Genomic DNA, 18,393 nt, shown 5'->3' on the forward strand with positions numbered 1-18,393 from the left:
GGGCCCCCGTCAGGGCTGTCTTGATTTGCATCAAGAGCATTCAATGGCTGTGCTGGTGCCCGCTGCTGGCAGTGCTGCCGTGTCCCATCAACCAGCTCTGGTGCGGGCCGGGCAGGGTCCACAGGCCGAAGAGGATAACCAGCAGGCCGCCGGCGATTCGCACGCCGCGTTTGCGCAGCAGCGCGGTCAGGCGTTCTGCGGCCAGGCCGGTGGCGATCAGGACCGGCAGCGTACCGATACCGAAGGCCAGCATCAGCAGCGCGCTGTCCGTCGCCGACCCCTGGCTGGCGGACCAGAGCAGGGTGCTGTAGACCAGGCCGCAAGGCAGCCAGCCCCAGAGTCCGCCCAGTAGCAGCGCGCGGGGCAGGGTGGACACTGGCAGCAGCTTGCGCGCCACCGGCTGGATGTGGCGCCAGAGGCCACGGCCAAGGGCTTCGATGCGGGTCAGGCCGCTCCACCAGCCGGCCAGGTAGAGGCCCATGCAGATCAGCAGCAGGGCTGCCACCACCCGCAGGGCCATGGCGGCCGGGCTGCTGGCGATGGCCCAGCCGGCGAGGCCGATGAGCAGGCCGGCGATGGCGTAGCTGAGGATGCGGCCGAGGTTGTAGGCCAGCAGCAGGCGCAGGCGGCGGGCGCGCTGTTCAGGCGGGATGGCCAGGGTGAGGGCGCCCATCAGGCCGCCGCACATGCCCAGGCAGTGGCCGCCGCCAAGCAGGCCGAGGATGAGCGCGGAGAGCAGCAGGGGAGCGAGTTCAGCCACGGGGCTTGTCCTGCTCGTCCGTCTTGTCCTCGTCCCTGCCCTCGGCTTCGGCTATGCCGGCCTGGTGCTTGGGATCTTCGTCGTCGAAGAGAATGCTGTGGGCCGGGCTGTCCAGGTCGTCGTACTGGCCGCTGTCCACGGCCCAGAAGAACAGCCAGATGGCGAAACCGACCAGGCCGATGGCGACCGGAATCAGTACGTAAAGCGCTGGCATCAGGGACTCCGATTGATAGGGGGATCAGGTGCGGGCCAGGCGCAGGGCGTTGAGCACCACCAGCAGCGAGCTGACCGACATGCCGAACGCCGCCCAGAGCGGGGTGATCCAGCCCAGGGCGGCAAAAGGCAGCACCAGACCATTGTACAGGGTCGCCCAGGTCAGGTTCTCGATGATGATGCGCCGGGTCCGGCGGGCCAGGGAGAACGCCTGCGCCAGGCTTTCCAGTCGATTCGACAGCAACACGGCGTCGGCGCTGGTCTTGGCCAGGTCGGTCGCGCTACCCATGGCGACGCTGATATCGGCGCCGGCCAGTACTGGTACGTCGTTGACCCCGTCTCCCAGCATCAGGACCTTGTGGCCCTTCTGGTGGAGTTGGCGGAGCACTTCCAGCTTGGCATCCGGAGTGAGGCCGCCGCGGGCGTCGTCGATACCGAGTTGACGAGCGATACCGGCGACCATGGGCGAGCTGTCGCCGGATAGCAGCAGGAGCTTCCAGCCCTGCTCGCGGCAGGCGTCGAGCAGCGCAGGGGCGTCTTCGCGCAGGCGGTCATCGAGGACGAACCAGGCCAGTGGTCCCTGTTCATCGCCCAGAAGCAGCCATTGACCCTGGTCGCCGGGGATTTCCGGTGCCGTCTTGCCGCAAAGCTCGGCAACGAAGCCGGGCTGGCCGATGCGCAGGTGTCGTTCGCCAACACGACCTTCCAGCCCGCGGCCAGGCACGCTTTCCACCCGATCGGCAGCTTGCGGTGCTCGGCCGAAGGCACGGGCGATAGGGTGTTCCGAGCGGTTCTCGAGGGCTGCGGCCAGTCCCAGGCAGGTATCGCGATCCAAGGCGCCCAGGGGATGGATGGCGCTCAGGGTCAGGCGGCCTTCGGTGAGGGTGCCGGTCTTGTCGAAGATCACCGTGTCGATCTGGTTCAGCCCCTCCAGCACATGGCCGCGGGTGAGCAGCAGGCCGAGCTTGTGCAGGCTGCCGGTCGCTGTGGTCAGGGCAGTGGGCGTGGCCAGGGCCAGGGCACAGGGGCAGGTGGCGACCAGCAGCGACAGTACGACCCAGAAGGCACGGTCAGGGTCGATCTGCCACCAGAGGATGCCGACGATGGCGGCTGCGCCGAGGACGAGCAGGAGGAACCACTGGGCCACCTTGTCCGCCACTTCTGCCAGGCGCGGCTTGTCCGCCTGGGCACGCTCCAGCAGGCGGACGATGGCGGAAAGGCGGGTATCGTCGCCCAGGGCCTGGACTTTTATGGTCAGCGGCCCTTCGACGTTGAGGGTGCCGGCGGTGACGGCATCGCCTTCGCCGCGAGCGTGGGGCAGGTATTCGCCGGTCAGCAGCGATTCGTCGACGCTGGACTGGCCGGAGAGGATCGTCCCGTCTGCCGGCAGCAACGAGCCCGGCGGTATCAGGACGCGGTCGCCGATTTTCAGCTCGCTGAGCAGGATGCGTTCGCTGTTCCCCTTGGTGTCCAGGCGCAGGCAGGACGCGGGCAGCAGGTTGACCAGTTGTGCAGTGGCCGCGGCGGTGCGTTCGCGGGCGCGACGTTCCAGGTAGCGGCCCGCCAGGAGGAACAGGGCGAACATGCCCACGGCGTCGAAATACAGTTCGCCCACGCCGGTGACCGTGGACCAGATACCAGCGACGTAGGCGCCGCCGATGGCCAGGGAGACGGAAACGTCCATGGTCAGGTGGCGGGTACGCAGGTCGCGCAGGGCGCCCCGGAAGAACTGCCCGCAGCAGTAGAAGACTATGGGGGTGGTGAGGAACAGGCTGACCCAGCGCAGGATGGTATCCAGCTCGGGTGACAGGTCGATGTTGAACTCCGGCCAGGTGGCCATGGCAGCCATCATCACCTGCATCCAGAGCAGGCCGGCGACGCCGAGCTGGCGCATGGCGCGGCGGTTCTCGCTGCCCAGGCGCTCGGCGGCTTCATCCGCCTTGTAGGGATGGCCGGCGTAACCGATCTTGCGCAGCTCCTTGAGCAACTGGCTCAGCGGAATCTGGCTGTCGGACCAGCGCACCTGCAGGCGATGGTTGGACAGGTTGAGGCTGGCTTCGGCAACCCCCGGCAGGGTTTTCAGGTGTTTCTCGATCAGCCAGCCGCAGGCGGCGCAGCTGATGCCTTCGATCAACAGGCAGGTTTCGCTCAGTTCGCCCTGATGCTGGACGAACGGCTGCTGGACTTCGGCGCGGTCGTAGAGCGCCAGCTCGTCGGGCAGTTCGCGGGGCAGGGCGTCGGGGTTGGGGGCGGTGTCGCTGCGGTGGCGGTAGTAGTTCTCCAGGCCGCCCTCGACTATGGCCTCGGCCACTGCCTGGCACCCCGGACAGCACATGGCCCGCGTCTCACCCAGCACGCGGGCCTCGAAATGGCTGCCGGCGGGAACCGGCAGACCGCAGTGGTAACAGGAGAGTGGTGCCGTCATCGGGCGCTTATTCGCCGAGGCGGATGACACTGCCCTGATCCAGGGTTTCTTCCTCGAACAGGCGCCAGTCCTGGCCCTGTTCCTGGCCGATCAGCTCGACGAAGCGACGACCGCTGACGGAGTCCTGCAGGTGACCACGGTAACGGCCGTCGGCCTGGGGCTGGAGGACGATGCGGCGGTCCTTCTCCGGCTGGGTGGGGGAGAGCAGGCTCAGCACCAGTTGTTGCGGGCGGCTCTCACCCACCAGTTCCAGGTCGATTTCGCCATTGGCCTCATTCACCTGCAGGCTGGCCTGCATGCCGAGCTGTTTGGCCAGGTTCTCGCGCTCCAGCGAGGTGTTGATGCCCTTGCCGACTTCGTAATAGTTGTCGGCCACCAGGCTCGGCGGGTTCCTGCTGGCAATCACCAGCATGGTGGTGCCCAGCACCACGGAGGTGCCGAGGATGCCGAGGATGAACCAGGGCCAGGGTTGCTTGTACCAGCGGCTGGGAGTTTCGGACTGCATGGGGCTTCCGTTTGCTAGCGGACGCTGGGGCCGATGAAGCGGCTGTCAGCGTCGGTCGTGATGCTTGGGTCATCCGCGCTGTGGACACGGAAGAGGATCTTGTTGGTGCTGGATGGCAGCTGGTCCGGCTCGATGGATAGCTCCACCGGTACCGAAAGCACTTCGCCAGCGTCGGCGCGCACTTCGCGCTTGCCTTCGTAGACCAGGCCGTCGAGGCCTTCGGCGTCGATGACGAAGGTCTGGTCCGCCTGGGACTTGTTCATGATTTTCAGGGTGTAGACGTTCTCGATCCGGCCCTGCTCGTTTTCGCGGAACAGCACGCGGTCCTTGATCACGTCCAGTTCCACCAGGGAGCGGCTGGCCACGGCGTAAGCGAAGAGGCTGATCATGGCGACGAGGGCGATAGCGTAACCGATCAGGCGCGGGCGCAGCAGTTGGGTTGTCTGGCCGTTGAGGTTGTGCTCGGTGGTGTAGCTGATCAGGCCCTTCGGATAGTTCATTTTCTCCATGATGCTGTCGCAGGCGTCGATGCAGGCGGCGCAACCGATGCATTCGATCTGCAGGCCGTCACGGATGTCGATGCCGGTGGGGCAGACCTGGACGCACATGGTGCAGTCGATGCAGTCGCCGAGGCCCTGGGCCTTGTAGTCGACGCCTTTCTTGCGCGGACCGCGGGACTCGCCGCGGCGCGGGTCGTAGGAGACGATCAGGGTGTCCTTGTCGAACATCACGCTCTGGAAGCGGGCATAGGGGCACATGTAGATGCACACCTGCTCGCGCAGCCAGCCGGCGTTGCCGTAGGTCGCCAGGGTGAAGAAACCGACCCAGAAGTAGGCCCAGCCACTGGCGTTGCCGGTGAAGAAATCGATGACCAGCTCGCGGATCGGGGTGAAATAGCCGACGAAGGTCATGCCGGTGGCGAAGCCGATCAGCAGCCAGAGGCCATGCTTGGCGGACTTGCGCAGGATCTTCTGGCCGCTCATGGGGGCCTTGTCGAGTTTCATGCGCTGGTTGCGGTCACCCTCGGTGACTTTTTCGCACCACATGAAGATCCAGGTCCAGACGCTCTGCGGGCAGGTGTAGCCGCACCAGACGCGACCAGCGAATACGGTGATGAAGAACAGGCCGAAGGCGCAGATGATCAGCAGCCAGGAGAGCAGGACGAAATCCTGGGGCCAGAAGGTAGCGCCGAAGATGTAGAACTTGCGCTCGGGGAGGTTCCACCAGACGGCCTGGCGATCGCTCCAGTTGAGCCAGACGGTGCCGAAATAAAGCAGGAAGAGGAAGGCGCCGCCGGTCATCCGCAGGTTGCGGAACAGGCCGGTGAAGGCTCGGGTGTAGATTTTTTCGCGGCTGGCGTACAGGTCGGTGGATGCACCGCCCTTGGCAGGGGGAGGGGTGACGTTCTTGACGGGAATCTGTTCGCTCATCGTTCTCATACCACGGCGGTTTCAGGTGCTCTGACCAGTACGGTGCCGGTCGAGTCTCTCTAGTCCGCTATATATGGTACGCCTGATAGCGGCCTGCCATGTGCGACAGTGCGTCGCGCATGGCAGGCGGGGAGGGTATTACTTGGCTGCAGTTTCTGCAGCAGGTTTCTGCGACAGGCTGTAAACGTAGGCAGCCAGCAGGTGCACCTTGTCGTTGCCGAGGACTTGCTCCTGCGCAGGCATGGTGCCTTGGCGACCGTAGCGGATGGTCTGTTGCAGCTGGGCGTAGCTGCTGCCGTAGATGAAGGCGTTCGGGTGGGTCAGGTCCGGAGCGCCCATGGCCGGAGTGCCCTTGGCTTCCGCACCGTGGCAAGCCACGCAGTTGGCAGCGAAGATGGCCTTGCCAGCTTCCGGATCGGCCTTCACGTCCTTCGGCAGCTCGCGACCGTGCAGGGTCACGCGCAGGAAAGCGGCAACGTCGCGTACGCCCTGGTCGCCGATGACTTCGCCCCAGGCCGGCATCACGCCCTGGCGGCCACCCATGATGGTGGTCTTGATGGTGGCGGCTTCGCCACCCCAGCGCCAGTCGTGGTCGGTCAGGTTCGGGAAGCCGTAGGCACCCTTGGCGTCGGAGCCGTGGCACACAGAGCAGTAGGACGCGAACATGCGGCCGCCCATTTTCAGGGCTTTCGGATCCTGGGCCACTTCCTCGATCGGCATGGCGGCGTACTTGGCGAAGATCGGACCGTATTCCTTATCGGCCTTGTCCATCTCCTTTTCCCACTGGTGTACGCCGGTCCAGCCGCCTTCGCCGTTGGCGAACGGCTTGCCATCGGCCACTTCGTTGTAGCCGGGGAAAATGCCCTTCCAGTTGCCCAGGCCCGGGTACATGACCAGGTAGCCGGCGGCGAAGATCAGGGTGCCGACGAACAGCATGAACCACCACTTGGGCAGCGGGTTGTCATATTCCTCGATGCCGTCGAAGGCATGGCCGAGAGTTTCTTCGGTGCTTTCCTGACGCTGGCCCTTGCGGGTGGCGAAGATCAGCCAGGTCAGTGCCAGCAGGGTGAAGATGGTGAGCAGGGTTACGTACCAGCTCCAGAACGAAGTCATTCTTTGTTACTCCTAGAAGCTTGCTCGTCGCGCTTGGAGGATTTGGGCGGCTCATCCGCGAAGGGCAGGTTGGCCGCTTCGTCGAAGCTGCTTTTGCGCTTGCTGCTATAGGCCCAGAGCACCAAGCCGATGAAGGCGACGAAAACGATGAAGGTGCCTATGCCGCGGAGAGTCCCGATGTCCATCTTGCGTTACCGTTTGTTCTTGATAGCGGTGCCCAGACCTTGCAGGTATGCCACGACGGCATCCATCTCGGTCTTGCCTTTGACTGCTGCCTTGGCGCCGGCGATGTCTTCGTCGGTGTAGGGCACGCCCAGCTTGCGCAGAGCTTCCATCTTGTCGGCGGTGTGCTTGCCGTCGAGCTTGTTCTCGACCAACCAGGGGTAGGACGGCATCTTCGATTCCGGCACTACGTTGCGCGGGTTGTAGAGGTGCGCACGGTGCCAGTCGTCGGAGTAACGGCCGCCAACGCGGGCCAGGTCCGGACCGGTACGCTTGGAGCCCCACAGGAAGGGGTGATCCCAGACGCTCTCGCCAGCGACGGAGTAGTGGCCGTAACGCTCGGTTTCGGCACGGAACGGACGGACCATCTGCGAGTGGCAGCCGACGCAGCCTTCGCGGATGTAGATGTCGCGGCCTTCCAGTTCCAGCGCGGTGCGCGGCTTCATGCCTTCGACCGGGGTGTTGGTCACGTCCTGGAAGAACAGCGGAACGATCTGCACCAGGCCACCGATGCTCACGGCGATCACCATGAACAGGGCCAGCAGGCCGATGTTCTTCTCGACTAATTCGTGTTGCTTCATTAGTGAGCTCCTTGCGGGATCTGCGCAGCGGCGTCGTATTCAGCCGGCTTGGCAGCACGTACGGTGCGGTAGGTGTTGTAGGCCATCAGCAGCATGCCGGTCACGAAGAAGGCGCCGCCGATCATGCGCACCAGGAAGCCCGGGTGGCTGGCTTCCAGGGCTTCGACGAAGGAGTAGGTCAGGGTGCCGTCCTCGTTGACTGCGCGCCACATCAGGCCCTGGGTGATGCCGTTGACCCACATGGAGGCGATGTACAGCACGGTGCCGATGGTGGCCAGCCAGAAGTGGGCGTTGATCAGGCCGACGCTGTGCATCTGCTCACGACCGAACACCTTGGGAATCAGGTGGTACAGGGAGCCGATGGAGATCATCGCTACCCAGCCGAGGGCACCGGCGTGTACGTGGCCGATGGTCCAGTCGGTGTAGTGGGACAGGGCGTTGACGGTCTTGATGGCCATCATCGGGCCTTCGAAGGTGGACATGCCGTAGAAGGCCAGCGACACCACCAGGAAGCGCAGAATGGGGTCGGAGCGCAGCTTATGCCAGGCGCCGGACAGGCTCATCATGCCGTTGATCATGCCACCCCAGCTCGGAGCCAGCAGGATCAGGGACATGGCCATGCCGAGGGACTGGGCCCAGTCCGGCAGGGCGGTGTAGTGCAGGTGGTGAGGACCGGCCCAGATGTACAGGGTGATCAGCGCCCAGAAGTGCACGATGGACAAGCGATAGGAGTAGATCGGACGCTCGGCCTGCTTCGGCACGAAGTAGTACATCATCCCCAGGAAGCCGGTGGTGAGGAAGAAGCCCACGGCGTTGTGGCCGTACCACCACTGGATCATGGCGTCGGTGGCGCCGGCGTACAGGGAGTACGACTTGAAGGCGTAGACCGGAATTTCCATGCTGTTGACGATGTGCAGCATGGCGGTAACCAGGATGAAGCCGCCGAAGAACCAGTTGCCCACATAGATGTGCTTGGTCTTGCGCTTCATGATGGTGCCGAAGAAGACGACGGCGTAGGTGATCCAGACGATAGCCAGGAGGATATCGATCGGCCACTCCAGCTCAGCGTATTCCTTGGAGGAGGTGTAACCCAGCGGCAGGGTGATGACTGCCAGCACGATTACGGCTTGCCAACCCCAGAAGGTGAAGGCGGCCAGACTGTCGGATACCAGGCGAGCCTGGCAGGTGCGCTGCACCACGTAGTAGGAAGTGGCGAACAGTGCGCATCCGCCGAAGGCGAAGATCACCGCGTTGGTATGCAGGGGACGCAGGCGGCCGAAAGAGGTCCAAGGCAGGTTCAGGTTGAGTTCCGGCCACACGAGTTGTGCGGCGATGAACACGCCTAGACCCATCCCTATGACCCCCCAGATCACCGTCATAATGGCGAACTGGCGGACCACCTTATAGTTATAAGCAGTCTGACTGATTGCTGTGCTCATGCTAGGGGTTCCACGGTTAATGGAGTTTTTTGGGGACAAAAAATCGGCGGCAAGTATGGAGAAAGAGGGTAGCCATTGCAACGACACAAGCCGACACAATCCAGGCTGGGAAGCCCACTGGACAAGGATTTGCGGCTGTGCTGGCGGCTCTCTTCGGTGTGCCGTCGAAGCCTGATGTGCTCGCGTGAGAGGAAGGATCGCCTTGGAGTTGTAACAGGTGGCGACTGGAATGCAGCTTAGCCCATGTCAAAGCGAGGAGGGTGCAGCTGGTCGGAGAGGTGCGACACTGGGTCGCACTATATAAAAGGAGGGGTGGACACTTCCCTGTGTCCTGGGCACCCGGCTCAGGGTGCCATTTTGCGCAGCTTGCAGTTCGGCTCGAGAGCCTGGCTGCCTCGTTGGAGCTGCGCGTCCCTGCGCCGCTCCGACTTCGGGGTTATTTGATGGCCAGCTCCTGCTCCTTGCGGGAGAGGTTGTAGATATACGCAGCCAGGACGTGGACCTTGTCCTGACCCAGGTATTCCAGCTGGGCCGGCATCTGGCCGTTGCGGCCGTGACGGATGGTCTGCTGCAACTGGGCAAGGCTGGAACCGTAGATCCACCCGGCTGGATGGGTCAGGTCCGGAGCGCCCATGGCAGCCATGCCCTTGCCTTCGGCACCGTGACAGGCAACGCAGGTGGTGGCGAACAGCGACTTGCCGGCTTCCACATCCGCCTTGGTGTCTTCCGGCAGCTTCAGGCCGGCCAGGTCCTGGCGTACATAAGCGGCGACGTTTTTCACACCGGCATCACCCAGCACGTCACCCCAGGCAGGCATGGCAGCCATCCGGCCGTGAAGGATGGTGGTCTTGATGGTTTCCGGTTCTCCGCCCCAACGCCAGTTGCTGTCGGCGAGGTTGGGGAAGCCCAGGGCACCCTTGGCGTCCGAGCCATGGCAGATGGAGCAGTAGGTGGCGAACAGGCGGCCACCCATTTTCATGGCCTGCGGGTCCTGGGCCACTTCTTCGATGGACATGGCAGAGTAGCGGGCGAAGATCGGGCCGTACTGCTGGTCCGCCTTGCTGACTTCGCGCTGCCACTGGGATTCCTGGGTCCAGCCGTCGGCATAGCCGGGGAAGACGCCTTTCCAGTTGCCCAGGCCGGGGTAGAGCACCAGATAACCCGCAGCGAAGACCAGGGTGCCGATGAACAGCCAGAACCACCATTTGGGCAGCGGGTTGTCATATTCCTCGATGCCGTCGAAGGAATGACCCATGGTCTGGTCGGTGGTGCCTTTCGACTCGCCACGGCGGGTGGCGAAGATCAGCCAGGTCAGTGCCAGCAGGGTGAAGATGGTGAGCAGGGAGATGTACCAGCTCCAGAATGTGGTCATGCGCGGTTGCTCCTAGATTCGTTCCGGTCGTCATCGGCGAAGGGCAGATTCGCCGCTTCGTCGAAGCCCGCCTTGCGCTTGCCGCTGTAGGCCCAGCAGATCACTCCGAGGGTGGCGATCAGCACCAGCAGGGTGCCGAGGCCACGCAGGGTTCCGATGTCCATGGCCTACCTCTTGTTCTTCAGGCTGGTGCCCAGCACCTGCAGGTAGGCGACCAGGGCATCCATCTCGCTCTTGCCCTTGACGGCGGCCTGGGCGCCCGCGACGTCCTCCTCGGTGTAGGGCACGCCGAGGGTCTGCATGGCGCGGATCTTCGCGGCGGTGTCCTTGCCGTCCAGGGTGTTCTCCACCAGCCAGGGGTAGGCGGGCATCTTCGACTCCGGCACTACGTTGCGCGGGTTGTAGAGGTGCGCACGGTGCCAGTCGTCGGAGTAGCGGCCGCCAACGCGGGCCAGATCCGGACCGGTACGCTTGGAGCCCCACAGGAAGGGGTGATCCCAGACGCTCTCGCCAGCGACCGAGTAGTGGCCGTAACGCTCGGTTTCGGCGCGGAACGGACGGATCATCTGCGAGTGGCAGCCGACGCAGCCTTCGCGGATGTAGATGTCGCGACCTTCCAGTTGCAGGGCGGTATAGGGCTTCATGCCGTCGACCGGGTTGTTGGTCACGTCCTGGAAGAACAGCGGCACGATCTGCACCAGGCCGCCGATGCTCACGGCCAGGATCATGAACAACGCCAGGAGGCCGACGTTCTTCTCGAGTTTCTCGTGCTGTTTCATCAGTGGGCTCCTTGCGGGATCTGCGCAGCGGCGTCGTATTCAGCGGGCTCGGAGGCCTTGGCGGTACGCCAGGTGTTCCAGGCCATCAGGAACATGCCGCTGAGGAAGATGGCGCCACCGATGACGCGTACGACGAAGCCGGGGTGACTGGCTTCCAGGGCTTCGACGAAGGAGTAGGTCAGGGTGCCGTCCTCGTTGACTGCGCGCCACATCAGGCCCTGGGTGATGCCGTTGACCCACATGGAGGCGATGTACAGCACGGTACCGATGGTGGCCAGCCAGAAGTGGGCGTTGATCAGGCCGATGCTGTGCATCTGCTCGCGACCGAACACCTTGGGAATCAGGTGGTACAGGGAGCCGATGGACACCATGGCGACCCAGCCGAGGGCACCGGCGTGTACGTGGCCGATGGTCCAGTCGGTGTAGTGGGACAGGGCGTTGACGGTCTTGATGGCCATCATCGGGCCTTCGAAGGTGCTCATGCCGTAGAAGGCCAGCGACACCACCAAAAAGCGCAGGATGGGGTCGGAGCGCAGCTTATGCCAGGCGCCGGACAGGGTCATCATGCCGTTGATCATGCCGCCCCAGGAGGGCGCCAGCAGGATCAGGGACATCACCATGCCGAGGGACTGGGCCCAGTCCGGCAGGGCGGTGTAGTGCAGGTGGTGCGGGCCGGCCCAGATGTACACCGCGATCAGTGCCCAGAAGTGCACGATGGACAGGCGATAGGAATACACCGGGCGTTCGGCCTGTTTCGGCACGAAGTAGTACATCATCCCCAGGAAGCCGGCGGTGAGGAAGAAGCCCACGGCGTTGTGGCCGTACCACCACTGGATCATGGCGTCGGTCGCGCCGGAGTAGAGGGAGTAGGACTTGGTCAGGGTGACCGGGATCTCGAGGTTGTTCACCAAGTGGAGGATCGCCACGGTCAGGATGAATCCGCCGAAGAACCAGTTGCCCACATAGATGTGCTTGGTCTTGCGCTTGGCCACTGTCCCGAAGAAGACGATGGCGTAGCTGACCCAGACAATGGTGATCAGGATGTCGATCGGCCACTCCAGCTCGGCGTATTCTTTCGAGCTGGTCCAGCCCAACGGCAGGCTGATGGCCGCCAGCACGATGACCAGCTGCCAGCCCCAGAAGGTGAAGGCTGCGAGCTTGTCGGAGATCAGGCGGGTCTGGCAGGTGCGCTGCACCGCGTAGTAGCTGGTGGCGAACAATGCGCATCCGCCGAAGGCGAAGATCACTGCGTTGGTGTGCAGCGGGCGAAGTCGGCCGAAGCTCGTCCAGGGGAGGTTGAAGTTGAGGTCCGGCCAGGCCAGTTGTGCGGCGATGAGAACGCCGAGCCCCATCCCGACGATTCCCCAAACCACCGTCATGATGGCGAACTGGCGGACCACCTTGTAGTTATAGGCGGTGCTGCTTGCTGTGCTCATGTTATGGGCTTCCGTCCACGGTTTTTGAATTGCGCGGCAAGCATGGTGAAAGCCCATTTGGCGGCTATTGATCTGGATCAAGCGCCTACTATCGACGGAGAAGTCTGAATGCTGCTGTGGAACAGGCCTGTAGGCCCTGCTTCGTACACCCTCATCCTCGCTCATGGCGCAGGTGCGCCGATGGATAGCCCATTCATGGATGACATAGCGCAAAGGCTTGCCGCACGCGGCATTGCGGTGGCTCGCTTCGAGTTTCCCTACATGGCCGCCCGGCGGGAGGATGGACGTCGCCGTCCACCCAATCCCCAGGCCCGGTTGCTGGAGTGCTGGCGGGAGGTATATGCCCTTGTGCGACAGCAGGTCGCAGGGCCTCTGGCCATCGGTGGCAAGTCCATGGGCGGGCGCATGGCCAGCCTGCTGGCCGACGAACTGGGGGCCGATGCGCTGGTCTGCCTGGGATATCCCTTCCACGCCGTGGGCAAGGCGGACAAGCCCCGGGTCGCTCACCTGGCGGACCTGAAGACTCCGACCCTGATCGTCCAGGGCGAGCGCGATGCCATGGGGGATCGCCTGACAGTGGCGGGCTACAGCCTGTCGGATGCGATTCGCGTGCAATGGCTGGTGGCGGGGGATCACGACCTCAAGCCGCTAAAGGCGTCGGGCTTCAGCCATGAACAGCATCTGGATGAGGCGGCGGACTCGGTGGCCGCGTTTCTGGCGGGATGACGCCCCGGCTACTTGCGGGCGACTAGCAGATCCAGCACGCCACCACCGTCCTTGATGGTCTGCAGGATGATCTCGGAGCGGATATCGGTGACGCCATTGGCACGGTTCAACCGGTTCACGATGAAGTCCGAGAACTGCTTGAGGTTGCGCACCTGCACCCGCAGTACGTAGTTGCTGTGGCCGGTGACGATGTAGGCGGCTATCACTTCGGGCCAGCCCTGCACTTTCTGGACGAAGCGCTCGTGCCAGCCTTCCTCGTCCTGGCGCATGGAAACGTGGACCAGGGCTTCCAGCTCGACTCCCAGGCGCTCGGCATCCAGTACCGGGCGATAACCGCGGATGATGCCTTCATCTTCGAGGTTGCGCAGTCGGCGCAGGCAGGCCGACGGCGAAAGCGCGACCTTTTCTGCCAGTTCCTGATTGCTGATACGCCCGTTCTGCTGCAGGCAGAGCAGAATGCGCAGGTCGGTGTTATCCAGGTTCAATTGAAGATTATTCTCTTGTTATGCGTATATTTAGAATTATATGCGAATGGATTGAGATAACACCGCAAAGATAACACGAAAATTCGATAGGCCTTGCAGCATGATTTTCCTCGCTTGAAGAGGAGGATGAACATGCACGACGGCAAGGTCCTATGGGACATCAGCCCGCCGCTGAACAGCAGTACCCCCACCTGGCCGGGTGACACGCCTTTCCAGGAGGAGCGCTGCTGGCAGATCGACGACCACTGTCCGGTCAATGTCGGGCGCATAACCCTGTCGCCTCACACCGGCGCCCACGCCGATGCACCGCTGCACTACGACGCAGCGGGCGCGGCCATTGGTGCTGTCGAGCTCGAGCCCTATCTCGGGCCTTGCCGGGTCATTCATTGCGTGGATGCCGGGCCGTACGTTCTGCCCGTGCAATTGGCTTCGCATCTTGACGGGGTGCCACCACGAGTACTGATCCGCACTTGGCGGCAGGCGCCGGATGTCTGGCCGAAGTGCTTCGCCGCCATCCACCCCGACAGCATCGAGCTCCTGGCCCATCACGGCGTAATGCTGGTGGGCACCGACACGCCCTCCCTGGACCCACAGGACAGCAAGAGCCTCGATGCCCACCACGCTGTGGCGCGCCACCGCATGGCCATCCTCGAAGGCCTGATGCTGGATGAGGTTCCGCCCGGCGATTACGAGCTGATCGCCCTCCCGCTCAAGTTCACCCATCTCGACGCCAGCCCGGTTCGTGCCGTGCTGCGTCGTCACGCGAATTAGGAAACGACCATGACAACAAGAGAAGACTGCCTAGCCCTCGATGCCCGTGATCCGCTGGCCGCATTGCGTGAGGATTTCGCCCTGCCCGAGGGGGTGATCTACCTCGACGGAAACTCCCTGGGTGCCCGCCCGAAGGCGGCGCTGGATCGCGCCCGCCAGGTAGTGACGGACGAGTGGGGCGAGGGCCTGATCGGCAGTTGGAACAGCGCCGGCTGGCGTGGTCTGCCCGAGCGTCTGGGCAACAAGCTGGCCCCCCTGATCGGTGCCGGAAAAGACGAAGTGGTGATCACCGATACCACTTCCATCAACCTCTTCAAGGTGCTGGTAGCCGCCCTGCGGGTTCAGGCCGACCGCGACCCGTCGCGCAAGGTGATCGTCTCCGAGACCAGCAACTTCCCAACCGATATCTATATGGCCGAAGGCCTGGCCGACATGCTGCAACAGGGCTACAGCCTGCGTCTCGTGGATCGCCCGGAAGACCTGCCGGCGGCGATCGGCAACGACACCGCCGTGGTGATGATCACCCAGGTGAACTACAAGACCGGCTACCTGCACGACATGGCCGCGCTCACCGCACTGGCCCACGAATGCGGCGCGCTGACCATCTGGGACCTCTGCCACTCGGCCGGCGCGGTGCCAGTGGACCTCAAGGCCGCAGACGCAGACTACGCCATCGGCTGCACCTACAAGTACCTGAACGGCGGCCCCGGATCACCAGCCTTCGTCTGGGTTTCTCCGGCGCTGAGGGAACTTGTCTGGCAGCCCCTGTCCGGCTGGTGGGGGCATGCTCGACAGTTCGGCATGGAGCCCCGTTACGAGCCGGCACCCGGTATCGGCCGCTACCTCTGCGGTACCCAGCCCGTCACGTCCCTGGCCCTGGTCGAGTGCGGTCTGGATAGCTTCGCCAAGACCGATATGGCTGCCTTGAGGAAAAAGTCTCTGGCCCTGACCGACCTCTTCATCGAGCTCGTCCGGGCACGCTGCGCGGAGCATCCACTGACCCTGGTGACACCGCTGGAACATGCCCGTCGGGGCAGCCATGTGAGCTTCGAGCACCCTGAAGGCTACGCGGTCATCCAGGCGCTGATCGACCGGGGCGTCATCGGCGACTACCGCGAACCGCGAATCATGCGTTTTGGCTTCACGCCGCTCTACACCCGCTTCGTCGATGTCTGGGACGCCGCAGAAACCCTCGGCGAGGTGCTCGACAGCGGAGTCTGGCGCGAAGAGCGCTTCATGACCCGCAAGCAGGTGACCTGAGCCCCGAACCACAAGCCCTTGCCCAGGGCGCCATCTCCCGGGATGGCGCCCAGCCTCGACCCGATAAACACAACAAGAGGTTGAATACATGAAGTTGAATCCGTCGTCGGCGTGCCCATTACTGCTGCTCGGTGCCTTGAGCCCTTACCTGATGGCCGGGGAGGCCGAGGGTGGTTTCCTCGACGACAGTCGCCTGGTCCTGACCCAGCGAAATTTCTATTTCCATCGCAACATCCTCAACAATCCGGGTGGGCAGAATTACCGCGAAGAGTGGGCCCACGGGATGATCCTGGATTACAGCTCCGGCTTTACCCGGGGGACCGTCGGTTTCGGTATCGATGCCTACGCCAATCTGGGGCTGAAGCTCGATAGCAGCGGTGCGCGTACCGGCACTGATCTGCTTCCGGTGGATGCCGAAGGAAGGCCCGAGGACGAGTACTCGGAAGTGGGCGCCGCAGTGAAAGTTCGTGTTTCACGCAGCGAGCTGAAGTACGGCAGCCAGGCCCCCATGAACCCGGTGTTCGGCACGGGCAACGCGCGTTTGTTCACTCCCATGGCCATCGGTTTTTCGCTGAATAGTCGAGAGATCGACGACCTGCTCGTGGATGCCGGCCATTTCACCGCTGGCAATGACGGCAACTCCACCAACTCCGATGGGGCGCTCAAGGCGCTCTACGCCCAGGTAGAAACGCGCCGGGTCGACTACGCAGGGCTGAGCTGGACGCCCGCCAATGGCACCAGCCTCTCCGTTTATGGATCGCGCTTCGATGACATCTGGCAGCAGTACTACGCCAGTGCCAGCCAGCGCCTGGACTTCGACCGGGGCCAGGCCCTGACGATTGACCTGAATCTTTACCGCACCCTCGACCAGGGACAGCAGCGTGCCGGTGAGATCGACAACACCACCTGGTCCCTGTCCGGCCGCTACAGCCAAGGCCCCCACGCTTTGACCCTGGCCTACCAGCGAGTGCATGGCGACGAGCCGTTCGACTACCTGGGCTTCGATCGCCAGCCCGGAACCTCGATCTTCCTCGCCAACTCGGTTCAGGTGCTCGACTTCAACGCTCCCAACGAACGCTCCTGGCAACTGCGATACGACCTGGACCTGGCGGCCTTCGGCGCGCCCGGCCTCAGCTTCATGACCCGTTACATCAATGGCGACCACATCGACGACAGCCACTACCGAGGCGGTCCGAACGGCGCCTATGGGCGCTACGGCGAAGACGGAAAGCGCTGGGAGCGTGATATCGAGCTGCGCTACGTCGTGCAGTCCGGCTCGGCGAAAGACCTCTCTGTCCGTCTGCGCCAGGCCAGCATCCGCTCCACCGAGGAGGTGGGCCGTGCCGATACCGCCGACAACAACGAACTGCGGGTGATCATCGAATACCCGCTGCAGCTGCTATGACGCCTGCCACAACGACAAGACATACGAGGCACAAGATGACCAACAAGACTGGATTCGCCGCAATCGCGGCCCGTGAGCAGGGGCTCAAGCGCCAGCTCACTTCGGCGCAGATGAGCATGATTGCCATTGGCGGCGCCATCGGCACCGGGCTCTTCATGGGTAGCAGCTTCGCTATCGGCTTTGCCGGGCCGGGCGTGCTCATCAGCTATTCCATCGGTGCGTTCATCGCACTGTTGCTGATGGGTTGCCTGGCGGAAATGACCGTGGCCCATCCCACCTCCGGCTCCTTCGGCGCCTACGCCGAGTACTACCTAGGCCCGATGGCCGGATTCCTGTTGCGCTATGCCTACTGGGCGGCCATCGTCCTGGCCGTCGGCACCGAAGTCACCGCCATCGCCCTGTACATGAAGTACTGGTTCCCCGAGGTCGCGGGCTGGGTGTGGATCCTGCTGTTTTCTTCCGTGCTGATTCTGACCAACGCCATCAGCGTGAAGGTGTTCGGCCATTTCGAATATTGGTTCTCGGCGATCAAGATCAGCGCCATCCTTGCCTTCATCCTGGTGGGAGCGTGGCTGGTGTTCGGTGGCCAGCATCCGGAATACGGGTTCCATCATTACGTTGCAAATGGCGGCTTCATGCCCCACGGCCTGTCAGGTGTCTGGATCGCCGTCATCATCGCCATCTTCAGCTACCTCAGTATTGAGATGATCGCGGTGGCGGCCGGTGAGGCGGAGCAACCGGAAGTGGCGGTGAAGAATGCCTTCCGCGTGACCATGGTGCGGCTGGTGGTGTTCTACATTCTCACCCTGGCGCTGATCCTCGCGATGGTGCCCTGGGACCAGTCGGGGCAGGGGGCCCAGAGTCCATTCGTCACCGTGATGCAGCAGGTGGGCATCCCCGGCGCGACGGGCCTGATCAACTTCGTGATCCTGGTGGCGGCGATCTCGGCGATGAACAGCCAGCTCTACACCACCACGCGGATGATGTTCAGCCTTTCCCGTGCGGGGCATGCACCAAAGGCCATGGGCCGGTTGAGCAGCGCCGGTGTGCCGTTGAACGCTCTGGCGATGTCCTGCACCGGTATTGCCCTGGCGACCCTGATCAATCTGGCGTTCCCGGAAGAGTCCTTCATGCTGATGATGGCCATTTCCATCTTCGGCGCGTTGTTTGCCTGGATGATGATTTTCCTGACGCACTACCGTTTCCGCCGTTACCACGAGCGTCACGGCAATGCGCCACTGTCCTTCCGCATCTGGGCGACGCTGCTGGGGCTCGGATTGATGTTGGCGATTCTGCTGACCACCGCCTTCGTTCCGGCTTTCCGCATGACCCTGGTGTTTGGTGTGCCTTTCCTCGCACTGCTGGCGCTGGCCTATCAGCTGTATTTCCGCCAGGGCAAGGAAGAGATTCGGGAAGGGCAGGAGGCCTGAAGGTTCGCTGAGGGGCAGCTTGATAGGGCCCCTGTGCAGAA

19 protein-coding genes are annotated in these 18,393 nt (G+C 63.4%); 5 read left to right on the top strand and 14 right to left on the bottom strand.

Going from position 1 to position 18,393, the window contains the following annotated elements; genetic code table 11:
• Nucleotides 1-40 precede the first annotated feature (40 nt).
• From ACFW0B_RS19500 to ccoN (ACFW0B_RS19560), 13 genes are all read right to left on the bottom strand, one after another.
• Entirely contained in the window at nucleotides 41-760 is a 720-nt protein-coding gene (locus ACFW0B_RS19500; protein ID WP_449150642.1) for a sulfite exporter TauE/SafE family protein, read from the bottom strand.
• The gene (ccoS, locus tag ACFW0B_RS19505; protein ID WP_449150643.1) at nucleotides 753-974 is read right to left on the bottom strand and encodes a cbb3-type cytochrome oxidase assembly protein CcoS; all 222 of its coding nucleotides are present in this window, start codon (nucleotides 972-974) and stop codon (nucleotides 753-755) included. Before ccoS ends, ACFW0B_RS19500 begins: the two co-directional genes overlap by 8 nt.
• 24 nt (nucleotides 975-998) lie before the next feature.
• Nucleotides 999-3,398 carry a heavy metal translocating P-type ATPase gene (locus ACFW0B_RS19510; RefSeq protein WP_449150644.1) on the bottom strand — a complete coding sequence of 800 codons (2,400 nt, stop codon included), beginning with the start codon at nucleotides 3,396-3,398 and terminating at the stop codon, nucleotides 999-1,001.
• A 7-nt stretch (nucleotides 3,399-3,405) separates the two neighbouring features.
• Entirely contained in the window at nucleotides 3,406-3,903 is a 498-nt protein-coding gene (locus ACFW0B_RS19515; protein ID WP_449150645.1) for a FixH family protein, read from the bottom strand.
• A 14-nt stretch (nucleotides 3,904-3,917) separates the two neighbouring features.
• Nucleotides 3,918-5,333 (bottom strand): cytochrome c oxidase accessory protein CcoG, encoded by a 1,416-nt coding sequence (gene ccoG / locus ACFW0B_RS19520; protein WP_449150646.1) that lies wholly within the window; start codon nucleotides 5,331-5,333, stop codon nucleotides 3,918-3,920.
• A gap of 138 nt (nucleotides 5,334-5,471) precedes the next feature.
• Nucleotides 5,472-6,446: a cytochrome-c oxidase, cbb3-type subunit III gene (gene ccoP, locus ACFW0B_RS19525; protein ID WP_449150647.1), complete on the bottom strand. Its 975-nt coding sequence runs from the start codon at nucleotides 6,444-6,446 to the stop codon at nucleotides 5,472-5,474.
• The gene (locus ACFW0B_RS19530) at nucleotides 6,443-6,631 is read right to left on the bottom strand and encodes a cbb3-type cytochrome oxidase subunit 3 (RefSeq protein WP_449150648.1); all 189 of its coding nucleotides are present in this window, start codon (nucleotides 6,629-6,631) and stop codon (nucleotides 6,443-6,445) included. Before ACFW0B_RS19530 ends, ccoP (ACFW0B_RS19525) begins: the two co-directional genes overlap by 4 nt.
• Before the next feature lie 6 nt (nucleotides 6,632-6,637).
• Nucleotides 6,638-7,249 carry a cytochrome-c oxidase, cbb3-type subunit II gene (ccoO, locus tag ACFW0B_RS19535; RefSeq protein ID WP_271408319.1) on the bottom strand — a complete coding sequence of 204 codons (612 nt, stop codon included), beginning with the start codon at nucleotides 7,247-7,249 and terminating at the stop codon, nucleotides 6,638-6,640.
• On the bottom strand, nucleotides 7,249-8,688 hold the full coding sequence (gene ccoN, locus ACFW0B_RS19540; RefSeq protein ID WP_449150649.1) for a cytochrome-c oxidase, cbb3-type subunit I: 1,440 nt from the start codon (nucleotides 8,686-8,688) through the stop codon (nucleotides 7,249-7,251). The genes ccoO (ACFW0B_RS19535) and ccoN (ACFW0B_RS19540) overlap by 1 nt, the downstream gene beginning before the upstream one ends.
• A 436-nt stretch (nucleotides 8,689-9,124) precedes the next feature.
• On the bottom strand, nucleotides 9,125-10,060 hold the full coding sequence (ccoP, locus tag ACFW0B_RS19545; RefSeq protein WP_449150650.1) for a cytochrome-c oxidase, cbb3-type subunit III: 936 nt from the start codon (nucleotides 10,058-10,060) through the stop codon (nucleotides 9,125-9,127).
• Nucleotides 10,057-10,224, bottom strand: coding sequence for a cbb3-type cytochrome oxidase subunit 3 (locus tag ACFW0B_RS19550; RefSeq protein ID WP_179062003.1), 168 nt, complete (start codon nucleotides 10,222-10,224; stop codon nucleotides 10,057-10,059). The genes ccoP (ACFW0B_RS19545) and ACFW0B_RS19550 overlap by 4 nt, the downstream gene beginning before the upstream one ends.
• 3 nt (nucleotides 10,225-10,227) lie before the next feature.
• Nucleotides 10,228-10,839 carry a cytochrome-c oxidase, cbb3-type subunit II gene (gene ccoO / locus ACFW0B_RS19555; protein WP_449150651.1) on the bottom strand — a complete coding sequence of 204 codons (612 nt, stop codon included), beginning with the start codon at nucleotides 10,837-10,839 and terminating at the stop codon, nucleotides 10,228-10,230.
• The gene (ccoN, locus tag ACFW0B_RS19560) at nucleotides 10,839-12,275 is read right to left on the bottom strand and encodes a cytochrome-c oxidase, cbb3-type subunit I (protein ID WP_449150652.1); all 1,437 of its coding nucleotides are present in this window, start codon (nucleotides 12,273-12,275) and stop codon (nucleotides 10,839-10,841) included. The genes ccoO (ACFW0B_RS19555) and ccoN (ACFW0B_RS19560) overlap by 1 nt, the downstream gene beginning before the upstream one ends.
• A 108-nt stretch (nucleotides 12,276-12,383) precedes the next feature.
• Here ccoN (ACFW0B_RS19560) and ACFW0B_RS19565 point away from each other — a divergent pair, with 108 nt between their 5' ends.
• Nucleotides 12,384-13,001 carry an alpha/beta family hydrolase gene (locus ACFW0B_RS19565; RefSeq protein ID WP_449150653.1) on the top strand — a complete coding sequence of 206 codons (618 nt, stop codon included), beginning with the start codon at nucleotides 12,384-12,386 and terminating at the stop codon, nucleotides 12,999-13,001.
• 8 nt (nucleotides 13,002-13,009) lie between these two features.
• Here the strand turns inward: ACFW0B_RS19565 and ACFW0B_RS19570 are convergent, their stop codons facing one another.
• A complete protein-coding gene (locus ACFW0B_RS19570) occupies nucleotides 13,010-13,486 on the bottom strand; it encodes an Lrp/AsnC family transcriptional regulator (RefSeq protein WP_449150654.1) in 477 nt (158 codons plus the stop codon).
• Between the two features lie 132 nt (nucleotides 13,487-13,618).
• Between ACFW0B_RS19570 and kynB the strand changes: the two genes are divergently transcribed.
• From kynB to ACFW0B_RS19590, 4 genes are all read left to right on the top strand, one after another.
• Nucleotides 13,619-14,257: an arylformamidase gene (gene kynB / locus ACFW0B_RS19575; protein ID WP_449150691.1), complete on the top strand. Its 639-nt coding sequence runs from the start codon at nucleotides 13,619-13,621 to the stop codon at nucleotides 14,255-14,257.
• A 9-nt stretch (nucleotides 14,258-14,266) separates the two neighbouring features.
• The gene (gene kynU / locus ACFW0B_RS19580) at nucleotides 14,267-15,517 is read left to right on the top strand and encodes a kynureninase (protein WP_449150655.1); all 1,251 of its coding nucleotides are present in this window, start codon (nucleotides 14,267-14,269) and stop codon (nucleotides 15,515-15,517) included.
• 88 nt (nucleotides 15,518-15,605) lie between these two features.
• On the top strand, nucleotides 15,606-16,922 hold the full coding sequence (locus ACFW0B_RS19585; RefSeq protein WP_449150656.1) for an OprD family porin: 1,317 nt from the start codon (nucleotides 15,606-15,608) through the stop codon (nucleotides 16,920-16,922).
• A 35-nt stretch (nucleotides 16,923-16,957) separates the two neighbouring features.
• Nucleotides 16,958-18,352 carry an amino acid permease gene (locus tag ACFW0B_RS19590; protein ID WP_449150657.1) on the top strand — a complete coding sequence of 465 codons (1,395 nt, stop codon included), beginning with the start codon at nucleotides 16,958-16,960 and terminating at the stop codon, nucleotides 18,350-18,352.
• The last annotated feature ends 41 nt before the right edge of the window (nucleotides 18,353-18,393 follow it).

Source organism: Metapseudomonas phytobenefica, from assembly GCF_043392685.1.
In the GTDB taxonomy this organism is placed as follows: Bacteria; Pseudomonadota; Gammaproteobacteria; order Pseudomonadales; family Pseudomonadaceae; genus Metapseudomonas.